The sequence below is a fragment of the Marmoricola sp. URHA0025 HA25 genome, from assembly GCF_054059435.1.
The window spans coordinates 2,133,080-2,157,958 of sequence record NZ_JBSSCD010000001.1; the positions used below are offsets into that span (position 1 = coordinate 2,133,080).

General features: G+C 72.0%; 29 protein-coding genes and 1 riboswitch. Of the genes, 4 read left to right on the plus strand and 25 right to left on the minus strand.

The features are described from left to right. Nucleotides 1–18: 18 nt before the first annotated feature. The 8 genes from argH to argC are packed head-to-tail and all read right to left on the minus strand — an operon-like array spanning nucleotide 19 to nucleotide 7,766. Nucleotides 19–1,458: an argininosuccinate lyase gene (argH, locus tag ACVW00_RS10455; RefSeq protein ID WP_457110833.1), complete on the minus strand. Its 1,440-nt coding sequence runs from the start codon at nucleotides 1,456–1,458 to the stop codon at nucleotides 19–21. Between the two features lie 33 nt (nucleotides 1,459–1,491). Further along, on the minus strand, nucleotides 1,492–2,013 hold the full coding sequence (locus ACVW00_RS10460) for an arginine repressor (protein ID WP_457110834.1): 522 nt from the start codon (nucleotides 2,011–2,013) through the stop codon (nucleotides 1,492–1,494). Beyond that, nucleotides 2,010–2,972 carry an ornithine carbamoyltransferase gene (gene argF / locus ACVW00_RS10465; protein WP_457110835.1) on the minus strand — a complete coding sequence of 321 codons (963 nt, stop codon included), beginning with the start codon at nucleotides 2,970–2,972 and terminating at the stop codon, nucleotides 2,010–2,012. Before argF ends, ACVW00_RS10460 begins: the two co-directional genes overlap by 4 nt. Beyond that, nucleotides 2,972–4,189 (minus strand): acetylornithine transaminase, encoded by a 1,218-nt coding sequence (locus tag ACVW00_RS10470; protein WP_457113101.1) that lies wholly within the window; start codon nucleotides 4,187–4,189, stop codon nucleotides 2,972–2,974. The genes argF and ACVW00_RS10470 overlap by 1 nt, the downstream gene beginning before the upstream one ends. Nucleotides 4,190–4,230: 41 nt before the next feature. Further along, nucleotides 4,231–5,154: an acetylglutamate kinase gene (gene argB, locus ACVW00_RS10475; RefSeq protein ID WP_457110836.1), complete on the minus strand. Its 924-nt coding sequence runs from the start codon at nucleotides 5,152–5,154 to the stop codon at nucleotides 4,231–4,233. Beyond that, entirely contained in the window at nucleotides 5,151–6,299 is a 1,149-nt protein-coding gene (gene argJ / locus ACVW00_RS10480) for a bifunctional glutamate N-acetyltransferase/amino-acid acetyltransferase ArgJ (RefSeq protein WP_457110837.1), read from the minus strand. Before argJ ends, argB begins: the two co-directional genes overlap by 4 nt. A gap of 4 nt (nucleotides 6,300–6,303) precedes the next feature. After that, the gene (locus tag ACVW00_RS10485; RefSeq protein WP_457110838.1) at nucleotides 6,304–6,729 is read right to left on the minus strand and encodes an ACT domain-containing protein; all 426 of its coding nucleotides are present in this window, start codon (nucleotides 6,727–6,729) and stop codon (nucleotides 6,304–6,306) included. Continuing rightward, complete coding sequence (gene argC, locus ACVW00_RS10490) at nucleotides 6,726–7,766, minus strand: N-acetyl-gamma-glutamyl-phosphate reductase (RefSeq protein WP_457110839.1); 1,041 nt, start codon at nucleotides 7,764–7,766, stop codon at nucleotides 6,726–6,728. The genes ACVW00_RS10485 and argC overlap by 4 nt, the downstream gene beginning before the upstream one ends. 115 nt (nucleotides 7,767–7,881) lie before the next feature. On the opposite strand from argC, the gene ACVW00_RS10495 reads away from it, so the two are divergent. Beyond that, nucleotides 7,882–8,616, plus strand: coding sequence for a class F sortase (locus ACVW00_RS10495; RefSeq protein ID WP_457110840.1), 735 nt, complete (start codon nucleotides 7,882–7,884; stop codon nucleotides 8,614–8,616). A gap of 30 nt (nucleotides 8,617–8,646) precedes the next feature. Here the strand turns inward: ACVW00_RS10495 and pheT are convergent, their stop codons facing one another. From pheT to ACVW00_RS10545, 10 genes are all read right to left on the minus strand, one after another. Beyond that, entirely contained in the window at nucleotides 8,647–11,157 is a 2,511-nt protein-coding gene (gene pheT, locus ACVW00_RS10500) for a phenylalanine--tRNA ligase subunit beta (protein ID WP_457110841.1), read from the minus strand. 167 nt (nucleotides 11,158–11,324) lie between these two features. Further along, nucleotides 11,325–12,431, minus strand: a complete 1,107-nt coding sequence (gene pheS / locus ACVW00_RS10505; RefSeq protein WP_457110842.1) for a phenylalanine--tRNA ligase subunit alpha — start codon at nucleotides 12,429–12,431, stop codon at nucleotides 11,325–11,327. Between the two features lie 79 nt (nucleotides 12,432–12,510). Next, nucleotides 12,511–13,539: an ATP-binding protein gene (locus ACVW00_RS10510; protein WP_457110843.1), complete on the minus strand. Its 1,029-nt coding sequence runs from the start codon at nucleotides 13,537–13,539 to the stop codon at nucleotides 12,511–12,513. Nucleotides 13,540–13,582: 43 nt separating this feature from the next. After that, nucleotides 13,583–13,726 (minus strand): hypothetical protein, encoded by a 144-nt coding sequence (locus ACVW00_RS10515; protein WP_457110844.1) that lies wholly within the window; start codon nucleotides 13,724–13,726, stop codon nucleotides 13,583–13,585. Between the two features lie 38 nt (nucleotides 13,727–13,764). Beyond that, nucleotides 13,765–13,953 (minus strand): hypothetical protein, encoded by a 189-nt coding sequence (locus ACVW00_RS10520; RefSeq protein ID WP_457110845.1) that lies wholly within the window; start codon nucleotides 13,951–13,953, stop codon nucleotides 13,765–13,767. After that, a complete protein-coding gene (locus ACVW00_RS10525) occupies nucleotides 13,950–14,780 on the minus strand; it encodes a TrmH family RNA methyltransferase (RefSeq protein ID WP_457110846.1) in 831 nt (276 codons plus the stop codon). Before ACVW00_RS10525 ends, ACVW00_RS10520 begins: the two co-directional genes overlap by 4 nt. 44 nt (nucleotides 14,781–14,824) lie before the next feature. Then, nucleotides 14,825–15,208, minus strand: a complete 384-nt coding sequence (gene rplT, locus ACVW00_RS10530) for a 50S ribosomal protein L20 (protein WP_123225295.1) — start codon at nucleotides 15,206–15,208, stop codon at nucleotides 14,825–14,827. A 41-nt stretch (nucleotides 15,209–15,249) separates the two neighbouring features. Further along, nucleotides 15,250–15,444, minus strand: coding sequence for a 50S ribosomal protein L35 (gene rpmI, locus ACVW00_RS10535; RefSeq protein WP_123225294.1), 195 nt, complete (start codon nucleotides 15,442–15,444; stop codon nucleotides 15,250–15,252). 16 nt (nucleotides 15,445–15,460) lie between these two features. Further along, nucleotides 15,461–16,141 carry a translation initiation factor IF-3 gene (gene infC / locus ACVW00_RS10540; RefSeq protein ID WP_457113102.1) on the minus strand — a complete coding sequence of 227 codons (681 nt, stop codon included), beginning with the start codon at nucleotides 16,139–16,141 and terminating at the stop codon, nucleotides 15,461–15,463. Between the two features lie 485 nt (nucleotides 16,142–16,626). Next, nucleotides 16,627–17,139 (minus strand): SseB family protein, encoded by a 513-nt coding sequence (locus ACVW00_RS10545; protein WP_457110847.1) that lies wholly within the window; start codon nucleotides 17,137–17,139, stop codon nucleotides 16,627–16,629. A gap of 84 nt (nucleotides 17,140–17,223) precedes the next feature. Here ACVW00_RS10545 and ACVW00_RS10550 point away from each other — a divergent pair, with 84 nt between their 5' ends. Genes ACVW00_RS10550 through ACVW00_RS10560 form a run of 3 tightly spaced genes read left to right on the plus strand, consistent with a single transcriptional unit; the run spans nucleotide 17,224 to nucleotide 19,465 of the window. Continuing rightward, nucleotides 17,224–17,682, plus strand: a complete 459-nt coding sequence (locus tag ACVW00_RS10550; protein ID WP_457110848.1) for a hypothetical protein — start codon at nucleotides 17,224–17,226, stop codon at nucleotides 17,680–17,682. A gap of 2 nt (nucleotides 17,683–17,684) precedes the next feature. After that, nucleotides 17,685–18,911, plus strand: a complete 1,227-nt coding sequence (locus tag ACVW00_RS10555) for an amino acid deaminase/aldolase (protein WP_457110849.1) — start codon at nucleotides 17,685–17,687, stop codon at nucleotides 18,909–18,911. Beyond that, nucleotides 18,908–19,465 carry a uridine kinase family protein gene (locus ACVW00_RS10560; RefSeq protein WP_457110850.1) on the plus strand — a complete coding sequence of 186 codons (558 nt, stop codon included), beginning with the start codon at nucleotides 18,908–18,910 and terminating at the stop codon, nucleotides 19,463–19,465. Before ACVW00_RS10555 ends, ACVW00_RS10560 begins: the two co-directional genes overlap by 4 nt. Nucleotides 19,466–19,497: 32 nt before the next feature. Here ACVW00_RS10560 and ACVW00_RS10565 read toward each other — a convergent pair whose 3' ends face one another. Genes ACVW00_RS10565 through ribD form a run of 7 tightly spaced genes read right to left on the minus strand, consistent with a single transcriptional unit; the run spans nucleotide 19,498 to nucleotide 24,662 of the window. Beyond that, complete coding sequence (locus tag ACVW00_RS10565) at nucleotides 19,498–19,962, minus strand: PH domain-containing protein (RefSeq protein ID WP_457110851.1); 465 nt, start codon at nucleotides 19,960–19,962, stop codon at nucleotides 19,498–19,500. Beyond that, the gene (gene hisG / locus ACVW00_RS10570) at nucleotides 19,959–20,864 is read right to left on the minus strand and encodes an ATP phosphoribosyltransferase (protein WP_457110852.1); all 906 of its coding nucleotides are present in this window, start codon (nucleotides 20,862–20,864) and stop codon (nucleotides 19,959–19,961) included. Before hisG ends, ACVW00_RS10565 begins: the two co-directional genes overlap by 4 nt. A 9-nt stretch (nucleotides 20,865–20,873) precedes the next feature. Then, nucleotides 20,874–21,137 (minus strand): phosphoribosyl-ATP diphosphatase, encoded by a 264-nt coding sequence (locus tag ACVW00_RS10575; protein WP_457110853.1) that lies wholly within the window; start codon nucleotides 21,135–21,137, stop codon nucleotides 20,874–20,876. 4 nt (nucleotides 21,138–21,141) lie between these two features. Further along, nucleotides 21,142–21,633 carry a 6,7-dimethyl-8-ribityllumazine synthase gene (gene ribH, locus ACVW00_RS10580; protein WP_457110854.1) on the minus strand — a complete coding sequence of 164 codons (492 nt, stop codon included), beginning with the start codon at nucleotides 21,631–21,633 and terminating at the stop codon, nucleotides 21,142–21,144. Next, entirely contained in the window at nucleotides 21,630–22,955 is a 1,326-nt protein-coding gene (locus ACVW00_RS10585) for a bifunctional 3,4-dihydroxy-2-butanone-4-phosphate synthase/GTP cyclohydrolase II (protein WP_457110855.1), read from the minus strand. The genes ribH and ACVW00_RS10585 overlap by 4 nt, the downstream gene beginning before the upstream one ends. Beyond that, a complete protein-coding gene (locus ACVW00_RS10590; protein WP_457110856.1) occupies nucleotides 22,952–23,539 on the minus strand; it encodes a riboflavin synthase in 588 nt (195 codons plus the stop codon). Before ACVW00_RS10590 ends, ACVW00_RS10585 begins: the two co-directional genes overlap by 4 nt. Before the next feature lies 1 nt (nucleotide 23,540). Then, complete coding sequence (gene ribD, locus ACVW00_RS10595; protein ID WP_457110857.1) at nucleotides 23,541–24,662, minus strand: bifunctional diaminohydroxyphosphoribosylaminopyrimidine deaminase/5-amino-6-(5-phosphoribosylamino)uracil reductase RibD; 1,122 nt, start codon at nucleotides 24,660–24,662, stop codon at nucleotides 23,541–23,543. A gap of 73 nt (nucleotides 24,663–24,735) precedes the next feature. Further along, nucleotides 24,736–24,866, minus strand: a riboswitch (FMN riboswitch). Nucleotides 24,867–24,879 lie beyond the last annotated feature (13 nt).

Genomic DNA, 24,879 nt, shown 5'->3' on the forward strand with positions numbered 1-24,879 from the left:
TACGGCGTGCAGAACCGCCTACTCGACGGTGACGAACTGGCTACTCAACGAAGTGGCGGCGGCGCGCAGCTCGGTCAGCTGCTCGGCGACCCGGTCGGGAGCGGTGCCGCCGCGGCCGTTGCGGGAGGCCACCGAGCCCTCCACGGTGAGCACGTCGCGGACGGTCGGCGTCAGCCGCGGGTCGATCGCGGCGAACTGGTCGTCGGTGAGCTCGTCCAGCTCGATGCCGAGCTCCTCGCAGCGGCGCACGCAGGCTCCGGCGAGCTCGTGGGCGACGCGGAACGGCACGCCCTCGCGCACCAGCCACTCGGCGATGTCGGTGGCCAGCGAGAACCCCTGCGGCGCGAGCTCGGCCATCCGGCCGGTGTCGAAGACCAGCGTCGCGACCTGGCCGGTGAACGCGGGCAGCAGCACCTCGAGAGTGTCCACGGAGTCGAAGACCGGCTCCTTGTCCTCCTGCAGGTCGCGGTTGTAGGCCAGCGGCAGCGCCTTCAGGGTCGCGAGGAGTCCGGCGAGGTTGCCGATCAGCCGGCCGGCCTTGCCGCGCGCCAGCTCGGAGATGTCGGGGTTCTTCTTCTGCGGCATGATGCTCGACCCGGTCGAGAAGGCGTCGTCGAGCCGGACGAAGCCGAACTCGCGCGTCGCCCAGAGGATCAGCTCCTCGGCGAGGCGGCTGACGTCGACGCCGATCATCGCGGTCACGAAGGCGAACTCGGCGACGAAGTCACGCGCGGCGGTGCCGTCGATCGAGTTCGACGCCGATCCGGTGAAGCCGAGCTCGCGGGCGACCTGCTCCGGGTCGAGGTCCAGGCTGGACCCGGCGAGCGCTCCGGAGCCGTACGGCGAGTCGCCGGCGACCCGGGCGTCCCAGTCCCGCAGCCGCTGGACGTCACGCAGGAGGGGCCAGGCATGGGCCAGCAGGTGGTGCGAGAGCAGCACCGGCTGGGCGTGCTGGAGGTGGGTGCGGCCCGGCATCACGGCGCCGAGGTGCGCCTCTGCCTGCCCGGCGAGTGCGTCGACGAGGGCAAGCACCTGGTGGCCGATCACCTGCGCGTGGTCGCGCAGGAACATCCGCAGGAAGGTCGCGATCTGGTCGTTGCGACTGCGCCCCGCGCGGAGCTTGCCACCCACGTCGGCGCCCACCTCGTCGAGCAGCATCCGCTCCAGGGCGCCGTGGACGTCCTCGTCGCTCGGGTCCGGCAGGAGCGTGCCTGCGGTGGACCGCTCCCCCAGTGCGTCGAGCCCGCCGAGCAGGACCTCGAGGTCGTCGTCGGTGAGCAGCCCGGCCGTGTGCAGGGCCCGGGCGTGTGCCCGGGAGCCGGCCAGGTCGTAGGGCACGAGCCGCCAGTCGAAGTGGGTGCTCCGGGAGAGTGCGTCGAGCTCCGGGCTGGGCCCGCCGGCGAAGCGGCCGCCCCAGAGCTTGCCAGTGTTCGTGGCGCCTGCCGTCTGGTCAGTCATCGGACTCTCTCGAGGTGAGGGGATTCGGCACGCTCAACCACCGTGGTTGGCGAGAGCGAGCAGGCGCTGGGCGAGCGACTCGCCGCCGTCGGCCTCGCGCGAGATCACCAGCACGGTGTCGTCGCCGGCGATGGTGCCGAGCACGTGGGCGAGCTCGGCCTTGTCCAGGGCGGAGGCCAGGAACTGCGCCGCTCCCGGCGGGGTGCGGAGCACGACCAGGTTGGCCGAGGCCTCGGCGGAGACGAGCAGCTCCCCGGCGAGGCGGGCGAGGCGGGTCTCGGACGCGGCCGACTCGTGGGCGAGCACCGGGCGGCGGTCGCCGCCCTCGCCCGGTACGGCGTACACGAGCTGCCCGGAGGGCGTGCGGACCTTCACGGCATCCAGCTCGACGAGGTCGCGCGAGAGCGTCGCCTGGGTCACCGTGACCCCCGCGCGGTGGAGCTGGTCCGCCAGCTCGGTCTGCGAGCGGATCTCGCTGCTCTCGAGGAGCTCGATGATGCGCTGCTGGCGCGCGCTCTTCGTGAGCGGGATCAGCGGGTGGCCCGACGTCGTCATGACGCGCCCGGGGATTCGTCCGGCTCGGCCGCCGACAGCAGCCAGGTCAGGATCGCCTTCTGGGCGTGCCGGCGGTTCTCGGCCTCGTCCCAGACGGCGCTGTGCGGTCCGTCGATCACCGCAGCGGTGATCTCCCTGCCTCGGTAGGCGGGCAAGCAGTGCAGGACGATCGGGTCTGCGCCGAGAGCGACCAGGCGGTCGTCGAGCTGCCAGGGGCCGAACACCTCCGCGGCCCGGTCGGCCGCCTCCTGCTCCTTGCCCATCGAGACCCAGGTGTCGGTGATCAGCACGTCGGCGCCGGAGGCCGCTTCCTGCGGACCGGCGACGAAGTCCGCGGAGCCGCCGGTGGTCGCGGCGATCGCCTGCGCGCGCTCCAGGACCTGCGGATCGGGCCGGTAGTCGTCCGGCCCGCTGACCCGGACGTGCATCCCGGCCGTGGCGCCCGCGAGCAGGTACGAGTGGCTCATGTTGCTCGCGGCGTCCCCCAGGAACGTCATGGTCAGGCCGGCCACGCCGCCCGCGGCGTCCCCCTTGTGCTCCCGGATCGTGAGCAGGTCGGCCAGGGTCTGGCAGGGGTGGAACTGGTCGGTGAGCGCGTTGACGACCGGTACGCCGGCATAGGCGGCCATCTCGTCGATCCGGCTCTGGTCGAAGGTCCGCCAGACGATCATCGCGGCCTGGCGCCCGAGCACGCGCGCGACGTCGGGGACCGACTCGCGGGTGCCGATCTGGGCGAGGTTGCCGTCGACGACCATCGGGAACCCGCCCAGCTCGGCGATCCCGGCGACGAACGATGCCTGGGTGCGCAGCGTCGGCTTGTCGAAGACGATCGCGACGGTCCGCGGGCCGTCGAGGGGACGGCTCGCGAACGGCGCAGCCTTGAGCCGGACGGCCAGGTCGAGGACCGCGGCCTGCTCGTCGGGAGCCAGGTCGTCGTCGCGGAGGAAGTGTCGGGTCATCACAGCACCTTGTCGAGCCAGGTCGGGAAGGCCTCGAGGAAGGCGTCGGCATCCTCGTCGGTCAGGACCAGCGGCGGCGCGAGCCGGATCCGCTCGGCCGTCGCCGGATTGATGATGAACCCGTCGGCAAGCGCCGCGTCCGCGACCGGGGCAGCACCACCGCCGCCGAGCACGATCCCGATGAGGAGCCCGGCACCGGTCGTCTCGGACACCCGCGGGTCGGCGACGACGGCGTCGCGGATCCTCTGGCCGAGCGCGGTCACCCGTTCGAGGAGGCCCTCGCTCTCGATCGTGCCGATCACGGCCAGTGCGGCCGCGCACGCGACCGGGTTGCCCCCGAAGGTCGTCCCGTGGTTGCCGGGCTGCAGCAGGTCGGCGGCGGCACCGAGGGCGATGCAGGCGCCGATCGGGAAGCCTCCGGCCAGGCCCTTCGCGACGGTCACGATGTCGGGCGGGGTCTCGACGAGCTCGACCACCGAGTGGTGGGCGAACCAGCGGCCCGTCCGTCCGATGCCGGTCTGCACCTCGTCCAGCCAGAGCAGGGCGCCGCGGTCGCGGGTGATCTGCCGGGCGGCGGCCAGGTAGCCGAGGGGCGGCACGACGACTCCGGCCTCACCCTGGATCGGCTCGAGCACGACGGCCGCGGTCTCGTCGGTGACGGCGGCCGCGAGGGCGGCGGTGTCGCCGTACGGGACGAACGTGACGTGGCCGGGCAGCGGCTCGAACGGCTCCCGGTACGCCGCCTTCGCGGTCAGGGCCAGCGCGCCCATGGTGCGCCCGTGGAACGCTCCTTCGGCCGCGACCAGGTGGGTGCGCCCGGTGCGCCGGGTCAGCTTCAGGGCGGCCTCGTTGGCCTCCGTGCCGGAGTTGGTGAAGAAGACCTTGCCGGGGGTCTCGGCTGATCGGGTCTCGACTGTCCGCTCGCTGGCGCTCGCTGCTCGACCACCCTCTTCACCGCTCGCTGCTCGACCACCATCCAAGAGCTCGAGGAGCTTCTCGGCCAGGTCGACCTGCGGACCGCTGGTGAAGAAGTTCGACACGTGCCCGAGGGTCTGGAGCTGCTCGGTGACCGCCGCGACCAGCGCCGGGTGGCCGTGGCCGAGCGCATTGACCGCGATGCCGCCGAGCAGGTCGACGTACTCCTTGCCGTCCTCGTCCCAGACGTGGGCGCCCTTGCCGCGCACGAGCGCCAGCTTGGGGGGCCCGAAGGTGTTCATCAGCGACGCTGCGTACCGGTCCTTGATGCTCGCCGGATCACTCACTGTGCTGCCCTCGCCTTCCGGGTCTTCGTCTCCACGCCGGGCAGCACCTGGGTGCCGACGCCCTCGTCGGTGAAGATCTCCAGGAGCACCGCGTGCGGCTCCCTGCCGTCGACGACCGTCGTGCGGGGCACCCCGCCCTCGATCGCGACGAGGCAGGCGGTCATCTTCGGCACCATCCCGCTGGCGAGCCCGGGCAGCATCTCGCGCAGCGCCTCCGGGCCGATCTCGCCGATGACGTCCTCGCTGTCCGGCCAGTTCTCGTAGAGGCCCTCGACGTCGGTGAGGATCAGCAGCTTCGCCGCTCCCAGGGCGACGGCGAGGGCGGCGGCCGCCGTGTCCGCGTTGACGTTGTGCACCGCGCCCTCCGGGTCGGGCGCGACCGAGGAGATCACCGGGATCCGGCCGGCCTCGATCACGTCGAGGACCGCCTCGGGGCGGACGGAGGCGACCTCGCCGACCAGGCCGAGGTCGACCTGCTCGCCGTCGATCACGAGCTCGGTGCGCTCGGCGGTGAAGAGGCCTCCGTCCTCGCCGGAGAGCCCGACGGCCAGCGGGCCGTGGCGGTTGACCAGGCCGACGAGCTCACGCTGGACCTGGCCGACGAGGACCATCCTGACCACGTCCATGGCCTCGTCGGTGGTCACCCGGAGTCCGCCCTTGAACTCGCTCTCGATCCCGAGCCGGTCGAGCATGTCGGAGATCTGGGGCCCGCCGCCGTGGACGACGACCGGCTTGAACCCGGCCATCCGCAGGAAGACGATGTCCTCGGCGAACGCCTTCTTCAGCCCCTCGTCGATCATCGCGTTGCCGCCGTACTTCACCACGATGATCTTGCCGTGGTACTTCATCAGCCACGGCAGCGCCGCCGCGAGGGTGGCCGCCTTGGCGGGGTCGGGCCCGCCCTTCTGGATGGTGCTCATGAGGAGTACGCGCTGTTCTCGTGGACGTAGGCGTGGGTGAGGTCGTTGGTCCAGACCGTCGCCCTCTCCGCGCCTGCCTTCAGGTCGATGGTCACGGTGACCTCCCTGCCGCCGAGATCGACGCCGGCGGGGTCCTCGGCGGGCGTGGAGGACCGGCACACCCAGACGCCGTTCATCGCCACGTCGAGGTCGCTCGGGTCGAATGCGGCGCCCGTCGTGCCGATGCTCGCGAGCACGCGGCCCCAGTTCGGGTCCTTGCCGAACACGGCCGCCTTGAACAGGTTGCTGCGCGCGACGCTCCGGCCGACCTCGACGGCGTCGTCCTCCGATGCCGCGTTGAGGACGGTGATCGCGATGTCGTGCTCGGCTCCCTCGGCGTCGCGGAGCAGCTGCATGGCGAGGTCGGAGCAGGCCTGGGCGAGCGCGTGCGTGAAGTCCTCGACCGTCGGCGTGATGCCGCTGGCACCGCTGGCCAGCACGGTCACGGTGTCGTTGGTCGACATGCAGCCGTCGGAGTCGAGCCGGTCGAAGCTCACCCGGGTCGCAGCCCGCAGCGCCTCGTCGAGCTCGCCGGCGGGCACGATCGCGTCGGTGGTGAGCACGACCAGCATCGTGGCCAGCTGGGGAGCGAGCATGCCCGCACCCTTCGCCATTCCGCCGATGCTCCAGCCGGCGCCCTCGACGACGACCTGCTTGGGGACGCTGTCGGTCGTCATGATCGCGCGCGCGGCGTCCTCCCCGTGGGCGCCCAGGCCGGCCACCGCCGCATCGACCCCGTCCACCAGCTGCTGGCGAGGATTGGTGAGACCGATCAGGCCGGTCGAGCAGACCACCACGTCGATCGCGCCGATCCCGAGCCCGGCTGCGACCTGCTCCGCGACGGCGTGGGTCGTCTGGAAGCCCTCCGGGCCGGTGTAGCAGTTGGCGCCACCGGAGTTCAGCACCACAGCACGGACCGTGCCGTCCTTGACGACCTCCTGGCTCCACAGCACCGGGTTCGCCTTGCAGCGGTTGGCGGTGAAGACGCTCGCGGAGTCGAAGGTGGGTCCCTGGTTCACGACCAGGGCGAGATCGAGAGCGCCGGTGGACTTCAGCCCGGCGGTGACACCGGCGGCCTGGAAGCCGGCGGGGTGGGTGACGGTCATCGGGTCAGTTCTTCCTGCGAGCAGCGACGGGGGCGGGGACGACGGTGTGCCCTCGTCGTCGCCAGGCGTCCGCCGCGGCCTCCGCGCGCTCGATCGGCACGAGGATCCAGTCCGTCGGGTACGTCGAGATCGTGAAGACGCTGATCTCGGCCTCCGCCAGCGGCGCCAGCAGGGCGTGCAGGACACCGGTGAGGCCGAAGTCGAGGGGACCCTCCACGGCGAAGGCGCTGAACGGGCCGGCGTGGACGACCTTCCGCGGCATCGAGCGTCCCGCACACACGACGGTGGTCTCGGTCGCGGTCGCGCTGATCGAGAACAGCGAGGCGGACTCCGCCCACTCCGGGACCTCGGACCCGGGCGGCAGGCTCGCGACGACCATCTTCTCGGGGTACTGGTGCAGCGTGTGGGTCGGTCCCGCGTCGGCGCTCACGGCGCCACTCCGACCACGGGCAGTCCGGTGGTCTCGGGCAGCCCGAGGGCGAGGTTCATGCACTGCACCGCCGCTCCCGCGGTGCCCTTGGCCAGGTTGTCCACGGCGCCCACCGTCACCATCCGTCCGGCAGCCGTGTCCACGGCGGTCTGCAGGTGCACGCTGTTGGACCCGAGCACTGCCTTGGTCGCCGGCCACTGGCCGTCCGGCAGCAGGTGCACGAAGGGCTCCTCGGCGTAGGCCTTCTGGTAGGCCGCCCGAACGTCGTCCGGACCGACACCGGTGACGACCGGCGCGCTGCAGGTCGCCAGGATGCCCCGAGGCATCGGCACGAGGAGCGGCGTGAAGCTGACCCTCACCTCCTGGTCGGTGAGGCCGGAGAGGTTCTGCACGATCTCGGGCGTGTGCCGGTGGGTGCCGCCGACGCCGTACGCCGAGACGCTCCCCATCACCTCACTGCCCAGCAGGTGCGGCTTGGCCGCCTTGCCGGCGCCGGTGGTGCCCGAGGCGGCGACGACGACGACGTCGGCCGGGTCGACCAGTCCGGCCGCCACGGCGGGCGCCAGGGCGAGGGTCGAGATCGTCGGGTAGCAGCCCGGCACGGCGATCCGCCGCGCGCCGCGAAGGAGCTCGCGCTGCCCCGGCAGCTCGGGGAGCCCGTAGGGCCATGATCCGGCGTGCGGCGAGCCGTAGAACTGCTCCCAGTCCGCCGGGTCGGTGAGCCGGAAGTCGGCGCCGCAGTCGATGACGACGACGTCGTCGCCGAGGGCCTCTGCGAAGCGGGCGGACTCCCCGTGCGGGAGCGCGAGGAACACGACGTCGTGGCCGGCCAGCACCTCGACCGTGGTCTCCTCGAGCACGCGATCCGCGAGCGGAACCAGGTGCGGTTGCAGCAGGCCGAGTGCCTGGCCGGCGTTCGAAGACCCGGTGACCGCTCCGATGCGCACGTCGGGATGGCCGATCAGGAGGCGCAGGACCTCGCCGCCGGCGTACCCGCTGGCTCCGGCGACCGCGACGCTGATCGGACTCATGTGCATGACTATACAGAACTCTGCATGCCTTCGCGAGCGAGGGCCCGGCGCGCTCCCCGCGGAACCGGCGCTGCCCACACTAGACTCCGCGACCAGACAGGCCCCACTACAGGTCAGGAACTTGGCAGGCAGCCACCGCGCCCCCCGCGACTCCAAGCCGCGCACCCGGCCAGGGCGCTCCGCGGCCGTCACCGCGCGGGCGGTCGTGATCGCGGTCGTGGTCGCACTCGTGCCGGCTGCCGTGCTCGGCGCGCGCCACCTCATCGGCCCGGGGTCGAAGGACGCGCCCTCGAGCCGTTCGACCGACCTCCCCATCCCGCCGGTCACGCCGAGCGCCACCGCGACCACGCCCACCGCCGGTCCGTCACCCACAGGTCCTTCACCGACCGGGACGGCGGCCGCACAGCCCCACCTCCCCCGCGTCGCCGCGGCTGCGCCGCGGCGGGTCACGGCCGGAGGTCTCATCGACTCCGGACTGGACAGCGCGGTGACCACCCTCGAGCCGGCCTCACGGAGCGAGGTGGCCCGCTGGGAGTCGCGTGGATCGCCGGGCAGCCCGGGCACCGACACGGTGTACCTGGTCGGCGAGGTGCACGGCACGGGCAGTGCGTTCGCCGGTCTTCCGCAGGTGTCGGCAGGGTCGAAGGTGTCGATCCGGACCGACAACGGGACCCTCACCTACACCGTCGGCCGGGCGTCGCAGCGCGCCGTGACCAGCCTCGAGCAGGACCCGCTCTTCCGCACGCACAAGGCCGGGAGGCTGGTGCTCGTCGGGATCCGGTACGACGACTCCGGTGACCGGCTCGACAAGGCGCTCGTCGTGACCGCACAGCTCAGCGGGGCGAAGCGCTCCTGAACGGAGCCGCCGGCGACCGCCTCGACGTGCTCAGGTGCGCTGCTCGGCTCCGTGCCGCTCGGCCGCGAGAGCGACGGCAGCGTCTCGGGCAGCCGCCGTCTCGGCCTCGGTGAGGGTCCGGTCGGGGGCCCGGAACCGCAGCGCGAACGCCAGCGACCTGCGGCCGGCTCCGATCTGGGAGCCGGTGTAGACGTCGAAGAGCCGCACCGACTCGCACAGCTCCCCCGCGCCCTCGCGCAGCGTGCGCGCCAGCGTCTCGGCGGGCACGTCGAGGTCCACCACGAGGGCCACGTCCTCCTTCGCCACCGGGTAGGCCGACAGCACGGGCGACCGGACGACCGCGACCGCGTGGTCGAGGAGCGCCGAGAGGTCGATCTCGGCCACCGCGGTCCGGGTCGGGACACCGAAGGCCCGGCAGACCCGGGGGTGCAGCTCCCCGGCGTACCCGAGGACCTGGTCCGCTACGACGATCTCGGCGCACCGGCCCGGGTGCCACGGCGCCCGGCGTCCGGACCGGACGTCGACGCTGACACCGAGCGACTCGGCCACCTCCCTGACCCCGTCGACGGCATCGCCCCAGGAGACCTGGCGTCCGGGACCCCACCAGCCGCCCGGCTCCCGGTCGCCGGTGAGCACCACGCCGAGGTGGAGGGGTTGTTCGGGGACCGCCTTCTGCAAGTCGTCCCACTCGCCGTCGGTGGGGCGCCGGTCGACGGGCAGGATCGGCGCGGCCACGTCGAGCTGGGGCAACGTGACCGTCGCGACCTCGAACAGCGCGAGATCGGCGCTGCCGCGCCCGCGGTTGCGCGCGGCCGTCTCGAGCAGTCCGGGCAGCAGCGTGGTGGTCATCAGCGGGGCCTCGCTGGACAACGGGTTGGCCAGCCGCAGCGCCGTCCGGCGCGAGTCGTCCGCGTCGAGGCCCAGAGCGTCGAACGCGGCACTGCCGACGAACGGGAAGGTCAGCACCTCGACGTAGCCGGAGCCCGCGAGCGTGCGACCGACCCGGCGACGCAGTCGCTGGCCCTGGGTCAGGCCCCGCCCCGCCGGAGCCGCGGGCAGGATCGAGGGAACCTGGTCGTAGCCGACGATCCGGGCAACCTCTTCGACCAGGTCGAACGGGTCGGTGACGTCGCGGCGCCACGGGGGCGGAACCACGACGAGGTCGCCCAGCTCGGAGGCACCGTCGCCGTCGACCGAGCAGCCGATTGCCTCGAGGCACTCCACCACGCGATGGGTCTCGACCTGCATGCCGGTGATCCGGGCCGGAAGGCCTGCGGTGATCCGGATGGCCGGGCTCTGCGGTGCCTCGCCCACCTTGGTGACGCCGGGGTCGGCGGTCGCTCCGCCGTGGGCCACGAGCAGCTCGACCACCCGGTCGGCCGCCGCCTCCGGGATCGTCGGGTCGACGCCGCGCTCGTTGCGCTTGCCCGCCTCCGAGGTCAGCTTGTGGCGCTTGCCGGTGCGGAACATCGACACCGGGTCCCAGGAGGCGACCTCGACGAGGATCCGGGTGGTCGATCCCGACATCTCGGTGGTCTCGCCGCCCATCACTCCGCCCAGGCCGATCGGCCCCGAGTCGTCGACGACGACCAGGTCCTCGGCCGCCAGCGTGCGGTGGGCGCCGTCGAGCGTGGTCAGCTGCTCGCCCTCGGTGGCCCGGCGGACGCGGATCGGGCCGGCGAGCCGGTCGAGGTCGTAGCCGTGGATGGGGTGCCCGAGCTCGAGCATGACGTAGTTGGTGACGTCGACGGCCAGAGAGATCGGGCGCATCCCGGCCTGGGTGAGGCGGCGTGCCATCCAGTCCGGCGTCGGCGTCGCCGGGTCGAACCCGGAGACGGTGCGGGCGACGAAGACCGGGCAGCCTTCAGGGTCATCGACGACGACCGGGTAGCCGTCGTCCCCGGGCGGGGGCGTCCGGCGCGCGGCCGGGTCCGTGTAGGGCGCGTCGTAGGCGAGCGCAGCCTCCCGGGCGACTCCCCGCAGCGAGAGCGCGTAGGCGCGGTCGGGGTTGATCTCGAACTCGATGACCTCCTCGCGCAGGTGCAGGGCCGCGAACGCGTCGTCGCCCGGCTCGCCGGCGCCCGGCGGCAGCACGATGATGCCTGCGCTCCCGGACTGCGCGGCGTCGTCGCCGAGGCCCAGCTCGCTGGCCGAGCAGATCATGCCGGCGGAGACATGGCCGTAGGTCTTGCGGGCCGAGATCTCGAACCCTCCAGGCAGCACGCCGCCCGGGAGCACCACGACGACCAGGTCGCCCGGAGCGAAGTTGTGCGCACCGCACACGATCCCCTGCGGGTCGCCGGTGCCATTGGCAGTGCCGACGTCGACAGTGCACCAGTTGATCGTCTTGCCGTTCTTCTGCGGCTCGGGGTCCATCGTCAGCACTCGGCCGATCACGAGGGGACCGGTGATCTCGGCGCCCGAGCGGTGGATCGCCTCGAGCTTGAGGCCGAGGGCGGTCAGCCGGCGGGCGAGGTCGTCGGTCGAGACGTCGGCCGGCAGGTCGACGTACTCGCGGATCCAGGAGACGGGGGCCTTCATCGGGTCACGTCACTCTCGTCCTGGCCGTCGCGAGCGGCGTCGCGCGGAGTGCCTGGCAAGGCGGAGGAGGAAGCCGATGCGGAGCATCGGCGACTGACGGCAACGAAGTCCACGCGCCCGCGCGGCGTCGCGCAGCAGGCCATGGCCGAGGGTGTCGTGGCCATCGCTCAGATCTCCGTTCCGAAGGCCCGGCTGAAGCGGACGTCACCCTCGAAGACGCTGCGCAGGTCCTCGACGCCGTGACGGAACATCAGCGTGCGGTCGATCCCCATGCCGAAGGCGAACCCCGTGTACCGCTCCGGGTCCACGCCGCAGGCGACCAGCACCCGCGGGTTCACCACGCCGCAGCCGCCCCACTCGATCCAGCCCTCACCCCGGCAGGTGCGACAGGTGACGCCGTCGGCGACGCCGCTCCCCCGGCACACGAAGCAGACCAGGTCCACCTCGGCGCTGGGTTCGGTGAACGGGAAGTACGACGGCCGGAACCGGGTCGTGATGCCCTCGCCGAACACCGCCTGGGCGAAGTGGTCCAGCGAGCCCTTGAGGTGGGCCATCGTGATGCCCTCGTCGACGACGAGTCCCTCGACCTGGTGGAACATCGGGCTGTGCGTCGCGTCGTACTCGTCGGTGCGGAACACGCGGCCCGGGCAGACCACGTAGATCGGTGGCTCGCGGGTCAGCATCGTGCGCGCCTGCACCGGGGAGGTGTGGGTGCGCAGCACGACGTGGTGCTCGGCCGGCTCGGTCCAGAAGGTGTCCTGCATCGTGCGAGCCGGGTGGTCGGGGCCGAGGTTGAGCGCGTCGAAGTTCAGCCACTCCGCTTCGACCAGAGGGCCTTCGGCGACCTCCCAGCCCATCGCCACGAAGATGTCGCTGATGTGGTCGGACATCGTGGTGATCGGGTGCCGGGCGCCGCGAGGCCTGCGGTCCCACGGGAGCGTCACGTCCACGGTCTCCTCGGCGAGCATCCGCTCCTCGGCCTCGGCCTCGAGCACCTCGGAGCGGGCAGCGAGCGCCTCCGCGACCACCGCGCGCGCCTGGCCCACCCGCATGCCGGCGTCCTTGCGCGCCTGCGGCGGCAGGGCGCCGATCTCGCGGTTGGCCAGCCCCAGGGGCGACCGGTCGCCGGCGTGGTCGGTGCGGACCTGCTTGAGCGCCTCGAGGTCGGTCGCTGCAGCGATCGCCGCGAGCGCCTGGTCGCGCATGGCAAAGACCTGCTCCTCCCCGAGCGGGGTCACCTGCACGGGGTCGTAGGAGCTGGATCTGCCTGACATGGCTGCCTCTCGTGGCTGTCGGTGCGGGAGTCTCGCGGGTGCAGTCTAAGGAGCCCGGGTCGACCGGACCGAACCGGTTTCAAGGACGCTGGTCCGTGGCCGGCCAGTCCACGACGATCCGCGCTCCTCCGCCCGGGGCATCGAGGATGCCGAGCTCGCCGCCGTGCGCGCGCACCAGGCCGTTCGCGATGTACATCCCCAGGCCGGACCCACCCTGGGCGCCGTGCTTCCAGAACTTGGTGAACGCGCGGGCACGCAGCGCCTCCGGGATGCCTTCACCCTGGTCGTCGACGGTGAGCCGCAGGCCGAGGGGGCCCGGCTCGGTGGTCACCGAGACGGTGCCCTCGCCGTGGCGCACGGCGTTGTCGACGAGGTTGGTGACCACCTGCACGAACTTGTCGGGGTCGGCGAACGCCGGTGCGTCGGGGGTTGCGTGCCGTGCGGCGATCGTCCTGCTGGTGCCGGCGCCCACCGACTCGACCACCCGGTCCACCACGGGCACGGCGTCGATCTCCCTGGGGTACAGCGGGAGCCGACCGGTGTCGATCCTGGCCACGTCGAGCAGCTCGGTGATCAACCGGGACAGCCGCTCGGCGTCGGTGTTGACAGTGGTGAGCATCAGCTTCTTCTGCTCGTCGTTGAGCCGGTCCCACTTGCTCAGCAGCGTGGTCACGAAGCCCTTGACGCCGGTCAGCGGCGAGCGCAGCTCGTGGGCGACCGTCGCCACCAGGTCCGAGCGCTCGCGGTCGAGCCGGGCCCGGCCGCGACCTGAGCGCAGCACCAGTGCGACGCCGTCGACCGGGCCGTGACGACCGGTGCGGCTGATCCTGGCGGTGACCAGCACCTCCGTGCCGTTGGGCAGGAGCCAGGACTGCTCGGGGATGCCGGTGCGGCTGTCGAGCCCGGCGTACGGCTCAGCCACCGAGTACCAGTCGCGTGCGTCCTGGTCCTGCAGCGCCATCACGTCGGTGAGCGCAGCCCCGACCTTGGCGACCTTCCCGAGCATCCGCCGGGCGGTCGCGTTGACCACCTGCACGGTGCCGTCGGCGTCGGCGATCACCACGCCGTCAGGGAGCGCGTTCCAGAGTTCCTGGTCGTCGGGAGACACGGCTCGACCCTAGACGAGGCGGAGCGCGATCAGGCCGACCCGATCAGGCGAGGCCGAAACGGACCGCGAACAGCGACTCCGGGTCGATGCCGCCCTCAGGGTCCGGCACCGGGCGCACGTCCACCTCCGCGACGGTGTCCTCGAGCCGGATCGGATCGGGAAGGTGCCGGTAGTCCTCTTGCTCCACGCCTCGAGCGTACGCCGCTCGCGACCGCTGCGGCCGCCTCAACGGCGGCCGCGCACGCCGGCGTACGCGATCGCCGCCCCGACGAGCGCGACCAGCGGCCCGACGACCGCCCACAGCGTCTCGCCGCTCATCGCGCTGCCGCCGAGCCAGCCGATCCCCTGGGCCGTCCAGACGAGCCCGACGAGCACCACCACCAGGCCCAGCGACGTCAGCAGCGAGGACCTCATCGACCCACTCTCCTGGACGCGGCGGCCGAGGCATAGAGGCACACTGCGGCCGCCGTGGCGAGGTTGAGGCTCTCGGCCTGTCCCAGGATCGGGATGGCGACGCGGTGGTCGGCGAGGTCGGCGAGCTCGACGGGGAGGCCCCACGCCTCGTTGCCGAAGAGCCAGGCCACCTTGCCGACCAGCAGGTCGCCGGCGTCGAAGAGGTCCACCTCTCCGGCGCCGTCCGCGGCGAGCACCAGGTAGCCGGCCTCCTTGGCGGAGCGGACGACGGCAGCCGGGTCCGGCTCGACCGCGAGCGGCACGTGGAACAGCGAGCCGACCGTCGCGCGGACGGTCTTGTGGTTGTACGGATCGACGCTGTGGCCGGCCAGCACGACGCCGGCGGCTCCGGCGGCGTCGGCGGTGCGGACGATCGCTCCGGCGTTGCCGGGGTCACGTACGTCGGAGCAGATCACCACGAGCTCCCCGGTGAGGACGTCGGCGAGCGGCCGGTCGAGGAACCGACAGACGGCGACGATGCCCTGCGGAGTGACCGCGCCGGCGAGGGCGCCGACGGCCGCGTCGGTGACCTGTTGCCAGGGCAGGCCGAGCGACTCGACGTGGCGCTGCAGGTCGGCGTACTCCTCCGATGCGGACGCCGTGGCGAAGACCTCGACCACACAGCCGTCGAGGAGGAGTGCCTCGCTCAGCGCCTTGCTCCCCTCGGCGAGGAACAACCGCAGCCCCTCCCGGGACGTGCGACGGGCGAGCCTCCTCGCGGCCCTAACCCTTCCGCTCTTGGCGGACAGGGGCTCGGCGGAGGGGCTCGCCTCGTCGTCGTGCTTCATGCGGGTGGTCGCTGCTCGATCACCGGGCTCGACCACCGGATGGATCAGGCCGAGACCGGGGCGTTGACGTCCTCGGGCAGGGCTGCCTTGGCGACCTCGACCAGCGCGACGAACGCGGGCAGGTCGTTGACGGCCAGGTCGGCGAGGATCTTCCGGTCGACCTCGACCCCGGCGAGACCGAGGCCCTGGATGAACCGGTTGTAGGTCAGGCCGTTCGCCCGCGCGCCGGCGTTGATCCGCTGGATCCAGAGCTTGCGGAACTCGCCCTTCTTCTTGCGGCGGTCGTTGTAGCTGTAGACCAGCGAGTGGGTGACCTGCTCCTTGGCCTTGCGGTAGAGCCGCGAGCGCTGGCCCCGGTATCCGGAGGCGCGCTCGAGGACGACCCGGCGCTTCTTCTGGGCGTTGACCGCCCGCTTGACGCGTGCCATGTGGTGTTACTCCTTGTTCAGGTTCGGCGGGTGCCGGGAGGTCAGAGGCCGAGCAGCTTCTTGGCGCGGGGGACGTCGGCCTTGGCGACCTCGGTCGTCCCGGTCATGCGGCGCGTCACCTTGGAGGCCTTCTTCTCCAGGTTGTGGCGCTTGCCCGCCTTCTCGCGCAGGATCTTGCCCGATCCGGTCACCCGGAAGCGCTTGCCGGCTCCGGAGTGCGACTTGTTCTTCGGCATGTTCCCTATCTCTCTCTCAGGCTTCGATCTCGGGATCGAGGTTCTCTGAACGCTTGCGTTCCTTCTTGGCGGCGGTGGGGCCGGTGTGCGCTGCCTTCTGCTCGGCACGCTCCGCGGCTCGCTCGGCCTCGAGTGCGGCTGCGTGCTCCTGCTTCGCGGCCTTCACCTCAGCCTTTGCCTCTGCCTTCTTCTTGTGCGGCCCGATCACCATGGTCATGTTGCGGCCGTCCTGCTTGGGCGAGGACTCCACGAAGCCGAGCTCGGTGACGTCCTCGGCCAGCTTCTGCAGCAGCCGGAACCCGAGCTCGGGGCGGTGCTGCTCGCGGCCGCGGAACATGATGGTGATCTTGACCTTGTCGCCCTGGCTGAGGAATCGCACGACGTGACCCTTCTTGGTCTCGTAGTCGTGCTTGTCGATCTTCGGCCGGAGCTTCATCTCCTTGATCACCGTGTTCGTCTGGTTGCGTCGCGTCTCACGGGCCTTCTGGGCGTTCTCGTACTTGAACTTCCCGTAGTCCATGAGCTTGGCGACCGGTGGCCGCCCCTGCGGGGCGATCTCGACGAGGTCGAGGTCGGCCTCCTGGGCGAGCTTGAGCGCCTGCTCTGTCGACACGATGCCGACGGTCTCTCCGTTGGGCCCCACGAGCCGGACCTCGGGTACCCGGATCCGGTCGTTGATGCGAAGCTCGGTGCTGATGTGTCCTCCTGGGTCGGAACTCCTGGTCTGACCGCGCGGGAGGCGCCCTCATACGAAAAAGGGCCTCCGTGCCGACGCACCGGAAGCCCCTGGTTGCCGCGGTGGACGCGTGCGCCGCACCGCTTCGACCGGACCCGACGACCTGGTGCTCCGAACTGCGAGCGGGCGGTCGATGCGGGTGGGAGGAGGCCTCCACTTGTCGGACAGGACGCCCGGGGATCTCACCCGGCCACCTGTCGGTCGTTCACAAGGGTACAGGTACGCCAGGTTCTCGGGAAATCAGCGTGCGTGCTGGGTCTCGACCGATCGGGTCTCGGGTGATCGGGTCTCGACTGATCGCTCGCTGCCGCTCGCTGCTCGACCACCATCTCTGCCGCTCGCTGCTCGACCACCATCTCTGGCGCTCGCTGCTCGACCACCATCTCTGGCGCTCGCTGCTCGACCACCATCTTCGGCGCTCGCTGCTCGACCACCCTCTGCGGGTGTCAACGCTCGACGACCCTCGTCCAGGCCCAGCCAGCCTCCGTCCGGCGCAAGACGAGCCCGTCGGCGAGGTCGCGCAGGTCGGGGCCCTCGATCGGGAACATGACCGGGCCCGCCAGGTCGACGAGCAGGGCGTCGGCACCGTCCTGCAGCGCCGCCCGCGCCGCCTGGCGCGCGCTGACCGCGACGGGCCGCGCCTGGGGGTTCCACTCCTCCAGGGCCGCCGTCGAGGTGAACGACAGCAGCGCCGAGCGACCGTCCCTGCCGGTGATCAGGACCGCCGCCATGTCGCTGGTCTTGTCGTGGGCCAGCCCGCGCTCGTCGTGCTCGACCTCACCGAGGGTGGCGACGACCGGCACCAGGAGCCGGCTGTCCTGGAGGGCCGCGAGGGCGGGGCGGTGACCGGGCTCGGGGGCGGCGTCGTACGCCGCCAGGGCCGCGGCGACCGCCGGGTCCGCGCTGCCGTCGTCGCCGGGGAACTCGGGTTCGGCCAGGACGCGGCGGTGTTCGCTCACCCGCTCATCATCGCAAGTGGGCCCGGGACACGCTCTCGAGGGCGCCTGGCCCCGGCGGCGGGGCACGCTCCGTAGGCTGAGGACATGAGCTACGACTCCGCCGCGTGGGGTGCCCTCGCGTTCGCGCTCTCCATCCTGCTCGGGGTCGTCACGTTCTACCGCTGGCGCGGCCGCGGCCTCGCGGCCGGGCTGCGCGGCGCAGCGTGGACCATCGTGCCGGTCGCCGCGTGGCTGACGGGTGTGCTGGAGCTGGCCTTCGACATCTCCGACAGCGTCGGCCACTGGGCGGTGCACCTGGTGTTCAGCCCGGTCGTGTGGCTCGGCATCGTCCTGGCCGGGGTGTCGGCCGTCCTCTTCGGGGCGTCGGCCGTGCTCACCAACCGCGGGATCGGGGCCTCCGGCGACGGCACTCCCCCGCCGGCGCTCGGCGCCGGCTCCGCGAAGCAGGAGAAGCGGGCCAAGAGGGCGAAGGGCAGTGCGGCGATCGGGGACGACGACCTCGGTGACATCGAGGCGATCCTCCGCAAGCACGGGATCTCCTGAGCATGGACGACCGCGGCGACGAGTCCGACCGTCGGCGCCTCGCCCGGCGGCTCAGCGACGCGGTTGCCGGACTCGAGGACCCCGCCACACCGATGGTCGTCGTGGACCTCGACGCCTTCGACGCCAACGCCGACGACCTGGCCCGCCGGGCCGCCGGTACGCCGATCCGGCTGGCCTCGAAGTCGCTGCGCATCCCCGCGCTGATCAGCCGCGCGCTGGCGCACCAGGGGTTCTCCGGCGTGCTCGCCTACTCGTTGCGCGAGGCGCTCTGGCTCGTGTCCGAAGGCATCGGCGACGACGTGGTCCTCGGCTACCCGACGGTCGACCGGGAAGCGCTGCGCCGGTTGCTCTCGGACGCCGGGGCACGTGCGTCGGTCACGCTGATGGTCGACGACCCCGCGCAGCTCGACCTGGTCGACAAGGTGCGTGCGGAGGGCCCTTCCGCCGGCCCGGTGCGGGTCGCGATCGACATCGACGCGGGGTTGCGCCTGGGTCGGTCCCACGTGGGCCCCAAGAGGTCGCCGCTGCACGACCCCGAGGAGGTGACCGCGTTCGCGCGGCACGTCCTGGACCGGCCGGGGTTCACGCTGGTCGGGGTGATGACCTACGAGGGCCAGGTGGCCGGCGTACCGGACGACGTCCCGCACCAGCGTGCGAAGTCACTGGTGGTGCGCCGGCTCAAGGCCGCCTCGATGACCCAGCTGGCCGATCGGCGGCGGTCGATCGCCCGCGCGCTGGGCGACCTGGTCGAGCTCGAGTTCTGGAACGGCGGCGGCTCGGGGAGCGTCGAGGCGACGACAGCGGACGAGGCGGTCACGGAGGTCGCGGCCGGCTCCGGCCTGCTGGCGCCGACGCTGTTCGACCACTACCAGAGCTTCCGGCCACGTCCGGCGGCCTTCTACGGGCTCCCGGTCGTCCGCCGCCCCGCCGACGGCATCGCGACCGTGGCCGGCGGCGGCTTCGTCGCCAGCGGGCCCACCGGGAAGGACCGCGCGCCGACTCCGTGGGCGCCACCCGGCCTGCACCTCACCGGGCTCGAGGGCGCCGGCGAGGTCCAGACGCCGCTGACCGGGCCAGGTGCCCCGAGCCTCGCCATCGGCGACTGGGTCTGGTTCCGGCACGCCAAGTCCGGCGAGCTCGCGGAGCACACCAACGTCGTGCACCTCGTCTCGGGCGACGCCGTGGTCGACACGGTGCCGTCGTACCGGGGCGTCGGCTGCGCCTGGTGAACACCCCGGCGGACTGGGCAGCCACGGTCGTGGCCCACGTCCGGTCCCGTCCCGCCCGGCTCGGCGACGGCCGACTGGTCTGTGTCGACGGGCCGGCCGGCTCGGGCAAGACCACGCTCGCGCGGGAGGTCGCGCGGCTCTGTGGAGCACCCGTCGTGAGGATGGACGACCTCTACCCGGGCTGGGAGGGCCTGTTCGACGTGGAGCCGGAGGTGCTCGGCCTGCTCGGGCCGCTCAGCGAGGGACGGACCGGCACCTACCGGCGCTTCGACTGGAGCGCCGGAGAGTATCGCGAGACGCACCTGGTCGAGCCGGCCCCGCTCCTGGTGCTCGAGGGCGTGGGCTCGGGCAACCGCGCCTGGAGCGATCTGGTCACCACGCTGGTCTGGGTGGAGGCCCCGGACGACGTCCGCCTGGCCCGCGGTCTCGCCCGCGACGGGCAGGAGCAGCGTGAGCACTGGCTGAGGTGGCTGCCGGACGAGGCCCGGTTGTTCTCCCGGGAGCAGACACGTGCGCGCGCCGACCTCGTGTTCGAGACCGCCCCGCAGGCGTAGCCCGAGTGGGTGCCACCGGGGCGGGCTGAGCGTCAGTCGTCGCGATCGGTGCGGGAGTGCTCGGCCACCAGGCCGCGCAGCTGCCGGACCGCGCGCACCGCGCGCTGGCCGTCGGAGCCCTGGATCGCGAGCAGCGAGATGGAGGTGCCGTCGGAGAGGTCCATGCCGGCCCACGGGGCACCCCGGCGGAGGTTGACCGCGACGACCTGCGACCACTCCAGGACCCTGCTCCGGTAGCCGTTGACCACGGTCACCCCGCGCTCGTCGGCAGAGACCCGGGAGCGCATCAGTGCGTACCAGGCGATGAACCCGACGACACCGAGACCGACGAGCGAACCCCGTTGGAGCAGGCTGAACCGGGCACGCTGGTCGGCCGTGAACGCGATCCAGACCGCGACCACGAGGACCAGCAGGAGCCCACCGGCGACGACGCCGGCGATCCGTGCGCCGTACGGGCGCCAGGTGTGCGGCAGCGACACCTCGTCGGTCGAGCTCAAAGCCGGCACGCGTGGATGTCGGTCAGCAGGATCGCCCGCGCGCCGATCCCGTACAGGTCGTCCATCAGCTGCTGCGCGCCGGCACTCGGCACCATCGAGCGCACGGCGACCCAGCCCTCGCGATGCAACGGCGAGACCGTCGGGCTCTCCAGTCCGGGGGTCAGAGCGACGGCCTCCTCGACGCGGTCGGCGGGGATGTCGTAGTCCATCATCAGGTAGGAGCGGGCGACGAGCACTCCGTCGAGGCGGCGCTTGAAGACCTCCAGTGCCGCCGGATCCACGATGCGGCCGCTGGTGATCAGCACCGCCTCGGACTCGAGGATCACCTCGCCGACGACCTCGAGACCGGCCTGCTTGAGCGTGCTGCCGGTCTCGACCACGTCGGCGATCACGTCGGCCACCCCGAGCTGGATGCTGGTCTCCACCGCTCCGTCGAGGCGGACGACCTCGGCGTCGACGCCGTGCTCCTCGAGGTAGGCGCGCACGACGCCGACGTACGACGTCGCGATCCGCTTGCCGCTGAGGTCGGCCAGCGTCTCGAGCGTGCCGGTCCGGGCGGCGAACCGGAACTTCGAGCGGCCGAAGCCCAGTGACATCGCCTCCTCGGCCTTCGAGCCGGAGTCGAGCAGCAGGTCGCGGCCGGTGATGCCGACGTCGAGCGTGCCCTCGCCGACGTACAGGGCGATGTCGCGCGGGCGCAGGTAGAAGAACTCCACGCCGTTGTCGGCGTCGAGCAGGGTCAGCTCCTTGGCGTCCGCCCGCTGGCGGTAGCCCGCCTCGCGGAGCATGTCGGAGGCCGAGGTGGACAGCGAACCCTTGTTGGGGAGCGCGATGCGCAGCAGGCCGTTGTCGGCGCCCGGCGCGCCAGGGATCATCGCAGAGGTCGTTCTTGGCTCAGCCATGGTCAGGTCCTAGAGGTGTGCGTAGACGTCGTCGAGCGAGACTCCGGCGGCGAGCATCAGCACCTGCGTGTGGTACAGCAGCTGGCTGATCTCCTCGGCCGCCCGTGCATGGCCCTCGTGCTCGGCGGCCATCCAGGACTCGGCGGCCTCCTCGACCACCTTCTTGCCGATGGCGTGCACGCCGGCGTCGAGCGCCTGCACGGTCCCGGAGCCCGCGGGACGGGTCTCGGCCTTCGCACTCAGCTCGGCCCACAGCTCCTCGAACGTCTTCACGCGCCTAGCCTAGATGTTCGCGTCGCCTGATCCGCTTCAGCGTCACCGCGGTGAGAAGCGCGGCGCTGGTGGCCTCGTAGCCCTTGTCCTCCCGGGAGCCCTCGAGCCCGGCACGGTCGAGTGCCTGCTGCTCGTCGTCACAGGTGAGCAGCCCGAAGCCGATCGGTACGCCGTGGTCGAGGGCGACCCTGGTGAGGCCGTCGGTCGCTGCCGACGAGACGTACTCGAAGTGCGGAGTGCCGCCACGGATGATCACGCCGAGGGCGATGATCGCGTCGAACCCCTGGCCCGCCAGGGCGCTGGCCACCACCGGCAGCTCGAACGACCCCGGCACCCGCACCACGACCGGAGACTCGACCTGGTGGCGCCGCAGCGCATCCAGGGCGCCGTCGAGCAGGCCCTGCATGACCTTCTCGTGCCAGCTGGACGCCACCACCGCGACGCGCAGGTCGTGGCAGTCGAACGGGCGGTCCCCGGGGCTGCCCTCTCCGCTCATGCGCTCGTCTCCTCCGTGTGGTCTCGTCTGTCCGCTCGCTGCGCGCGCTGCTCGACCAACGGCGGCCGGTCGACCGTCAGGTCAGGGAGATCGTGTCCCATCCGGTCGCGCTTGGTCAGCAGGTAGGCCAGGTTGTGGTCGTTCGGCCGTGGCGTCAGGGCGACCCGCTCGGCCACCGGCACGCCGTAGGACTCGAGGCTCGTGGTCTTGTCGGGATTGTTGGTGAGCAGCCGCACCGAGGCGACGCCGAGGTCGCGCAGGATCTGGGTGGCCGCGCCGTAGTGGCGCGCGTCGGCGGGCAGCCCCAGGTCGAGGTTCGCGTCCACGGTGTCCCGGCCGCCGTCCTGGAGCTGGTAGGCCTGCAGCTTCGCGAGCAGGCCGATCCCCCGGCCCTCGTGCCCGCGCAGGTAGATCACCACGCCCCTGCCCTCGGCGGCGATCCGGCTCAGCGCCTCGTCCAGCTGCGGGCCGCAGTCGCAGCGGGCCGAGCCGAACACGTCGCCGGTCAGGCACTCGCTGTGGACCCGGGTCAGGACGGGTTCGCCGCCGAGGTCGGTCGGGTCGCCGTACACGAGTGCGACGTGCTCGGAGTCGTCGACGGTGATCCGGTACCCGAACGCCGTGAAGTCGCCGTACCTCGTCGGCAGCCGGGTCTCGGCGACTCGCTCGACGTGGGTCTCGGTGCGCCTGCGGTAGTGCACCATCTGCTCGATCGAGATCAGCTTGAGCCCGTGCTCGTCGGCGAAGTCGCGCAGCTGCTGGCCGCGCTTCATGGTGCCGTCGTCGTTGACCACCTCGACCAGCACTCCGGCCGGCGTCAGCCCGGCCAGCCGGGCCAGGTCGACGGCGGCCTCGGTGTGGCCGCGGCGCACGAGCACACCGCCCTCGCGGTAGCGCAACGGGAAGACGTGTCCGGGCCGGGTGATCTCCCACGGCTCCGTCGCCGAGTCAGCGAGCACGCGCGCGGTGTGGGCGCGGTCGGCCGCCGAGATGCCCGTGGTGACGCCGTCGCGGGCGTCCACCGAGATGGTGTACGCCGTGCGCAGCTTGTCCTTGTTGTGCGGGGTCATCAACGGGATCTCGAGCCGGTCGAGCATCTCGGCGGGCATCGGCACGCAGATCACCCCGCTGGAGTGGCGGATCGTGAACGCCATCAGCTCCGGGGTCGCCCGGGACGCGGCGAAGATCAGGTCGCCCTCGTTCTCGCGGTCCTCGTCGTCGACGACCACGACCGCCTTGCCGGCGGCGATGTCGGCGATCGCGTCCTCGACGGGATCGAGCCGGATGCCGGGGTGCTGGGTCTCGGGCATGTGACTGGTCATCGGGCCACCATCTTCTCGACGTACTTCGCGATCACGTCGACCTCGAGGTTGACGACGTCGCCGGCCTGCTTGAAGCCCAGTGTCGTGCGGGCCAGCGTCTCCGGGATCAGGCTGACCGTGAAGGACTCCGGGCCGAGCTCGGCGACCGTCAGGCTGATGCCGTCGACGGTGATCGAGCCCTTGTCCACCAGGTAGCGGCTCAGCTCGGAGGGCAGTGAGATCTCCACCAGCTCCCAGTGCTCGCTGGGCTCGCGGCGCACGATCGTGCCGGTGCCGTCGACGTGGCCCTGGACGATGTGGCCGCCGAGCCGCGTCGTGGGCGTGACGGCACGCTCGAGGTTGACGGGGGCGCCGACGCGCAGGGCGCCGAGCGACGTGTGCGCCAGCGTCTGCAGCATCACGTCGGCGGTGAACACGCCCTTGGTGTTCGTCACCACCGTGAGGCAGACGCCGTTGACGGAGATGGAGTCCCCGGTGCGGGCGTCCTTGGCCACCTCGGGGCCCTTCACCGAGAGGCGGACCGCCTCGTCGAGCGGCTCGATGTGGGCCACCTGGCCGAGCTCTTCCACGATTCCGGTGAACATGTCAGCTTCCTTCTGGGTCTCGACTGGGCTCGACCACCTGGGTTGGGGGCTCGACCATGCGGGTCGGGCGCTCGCCCTTCGATGGTGCGAGCGTGATGCGGACGTTGGTCTCGGATCCGGTGCCGAGAGTGGTCACGTCGGTGATCCGAAGGTGCAAGGCGTCGGACAGAGTCGTGATTCCCAGGTCGCCGACGGCACTGGTGCCGGCGCCGAGGAGCATCGGCGCGACGTAGACCACGACCTCGTCGACGAGACCGGCTTCGAGGAAGGCGGCCGCGAGGGTGGGCCCACCCTCGAGGAAGACGTGCTGACGGTCGCGCGCGTGGAGCTCGGCCAGCGCCTTGAGGGGGTCGCGGGTGCGCAGCTGGACGGTCTCGGCGGCCACGCCGTTGGCGAGGACGGGACGGAAGATGCGCCGGTCCTCGGGAAGGTCCCGCTCCCCCATCACCACCCGCAGCGGCTGGTGCGGCAGCGGCTCGTCGTACTCGTCGCGGACCGTGAGCTCCGGGTCGTCGATCGCGACCGTGCCCGCACCGACCATCATCACGTCGCACTGGGCACGCAACCGGTGGGTGTCCAGCCGAGCGGGGCGTGAGCTGACCCAGCGGCTGGTGCCGTCACCGGCGGCGCTGCGGCCGTCGAGCGTGATGGCGAACTTCCAGGTGACGAAGGGGCGGCCGTGCTCAAGGGCGAACGTCCAGGCCCGGTTCACCGCGCGTGCCTCGCGCTCGAAGAGACCCATGTCGACCACCACGCCGGCGGCACGGAGCGCCTGCGCCCCGCCGGCGGCCACCGGGTTCGGGTCGGGCTGGGCGAAGACCACGCGGGCCACGCCTGCCTCGATCAGCGCCCGCGCGCACGGTCCCGTGCGACCGGTGTGGTTGCACGGTTCGAGCGTGACCACGGCAGTCGTCCCCCGGGCAGCGTCGCCGGCCTCCGCGAGCGCCGCCGCCTCCGCGTGCGCCGTGCCGGCACCGCGGTGGAAGCCCTCGGCGACCACCGACCCGTCAGGGGCCAGCAGCACGCAGCCCACCCGCGGGTTCGGCCCGAGGGGTACGCCGGGCGAGGCAGCCAGCTCGAGGGCACGCTGCATCGCCGACTCGAGCACTGCTGTCGGGATCATCGCTCTCTCTCCTCCGGGCCCACGGGCTCGGGGAGGGGCGCAGGGGTCGTCGGGCCACAGCCCGACGACGACCCAGCGTGCTGCTTCCCATCCGGACTTTCACCGTCGGTCCAGGATTTCCACCTGGTCAACCGATCGCTGGCTGCGAACGGGTCGCGGACTGTCACCGCCGGCTCGGAATTACACCGATCCCAGAGCACGCGAGCTTTCACTCGTG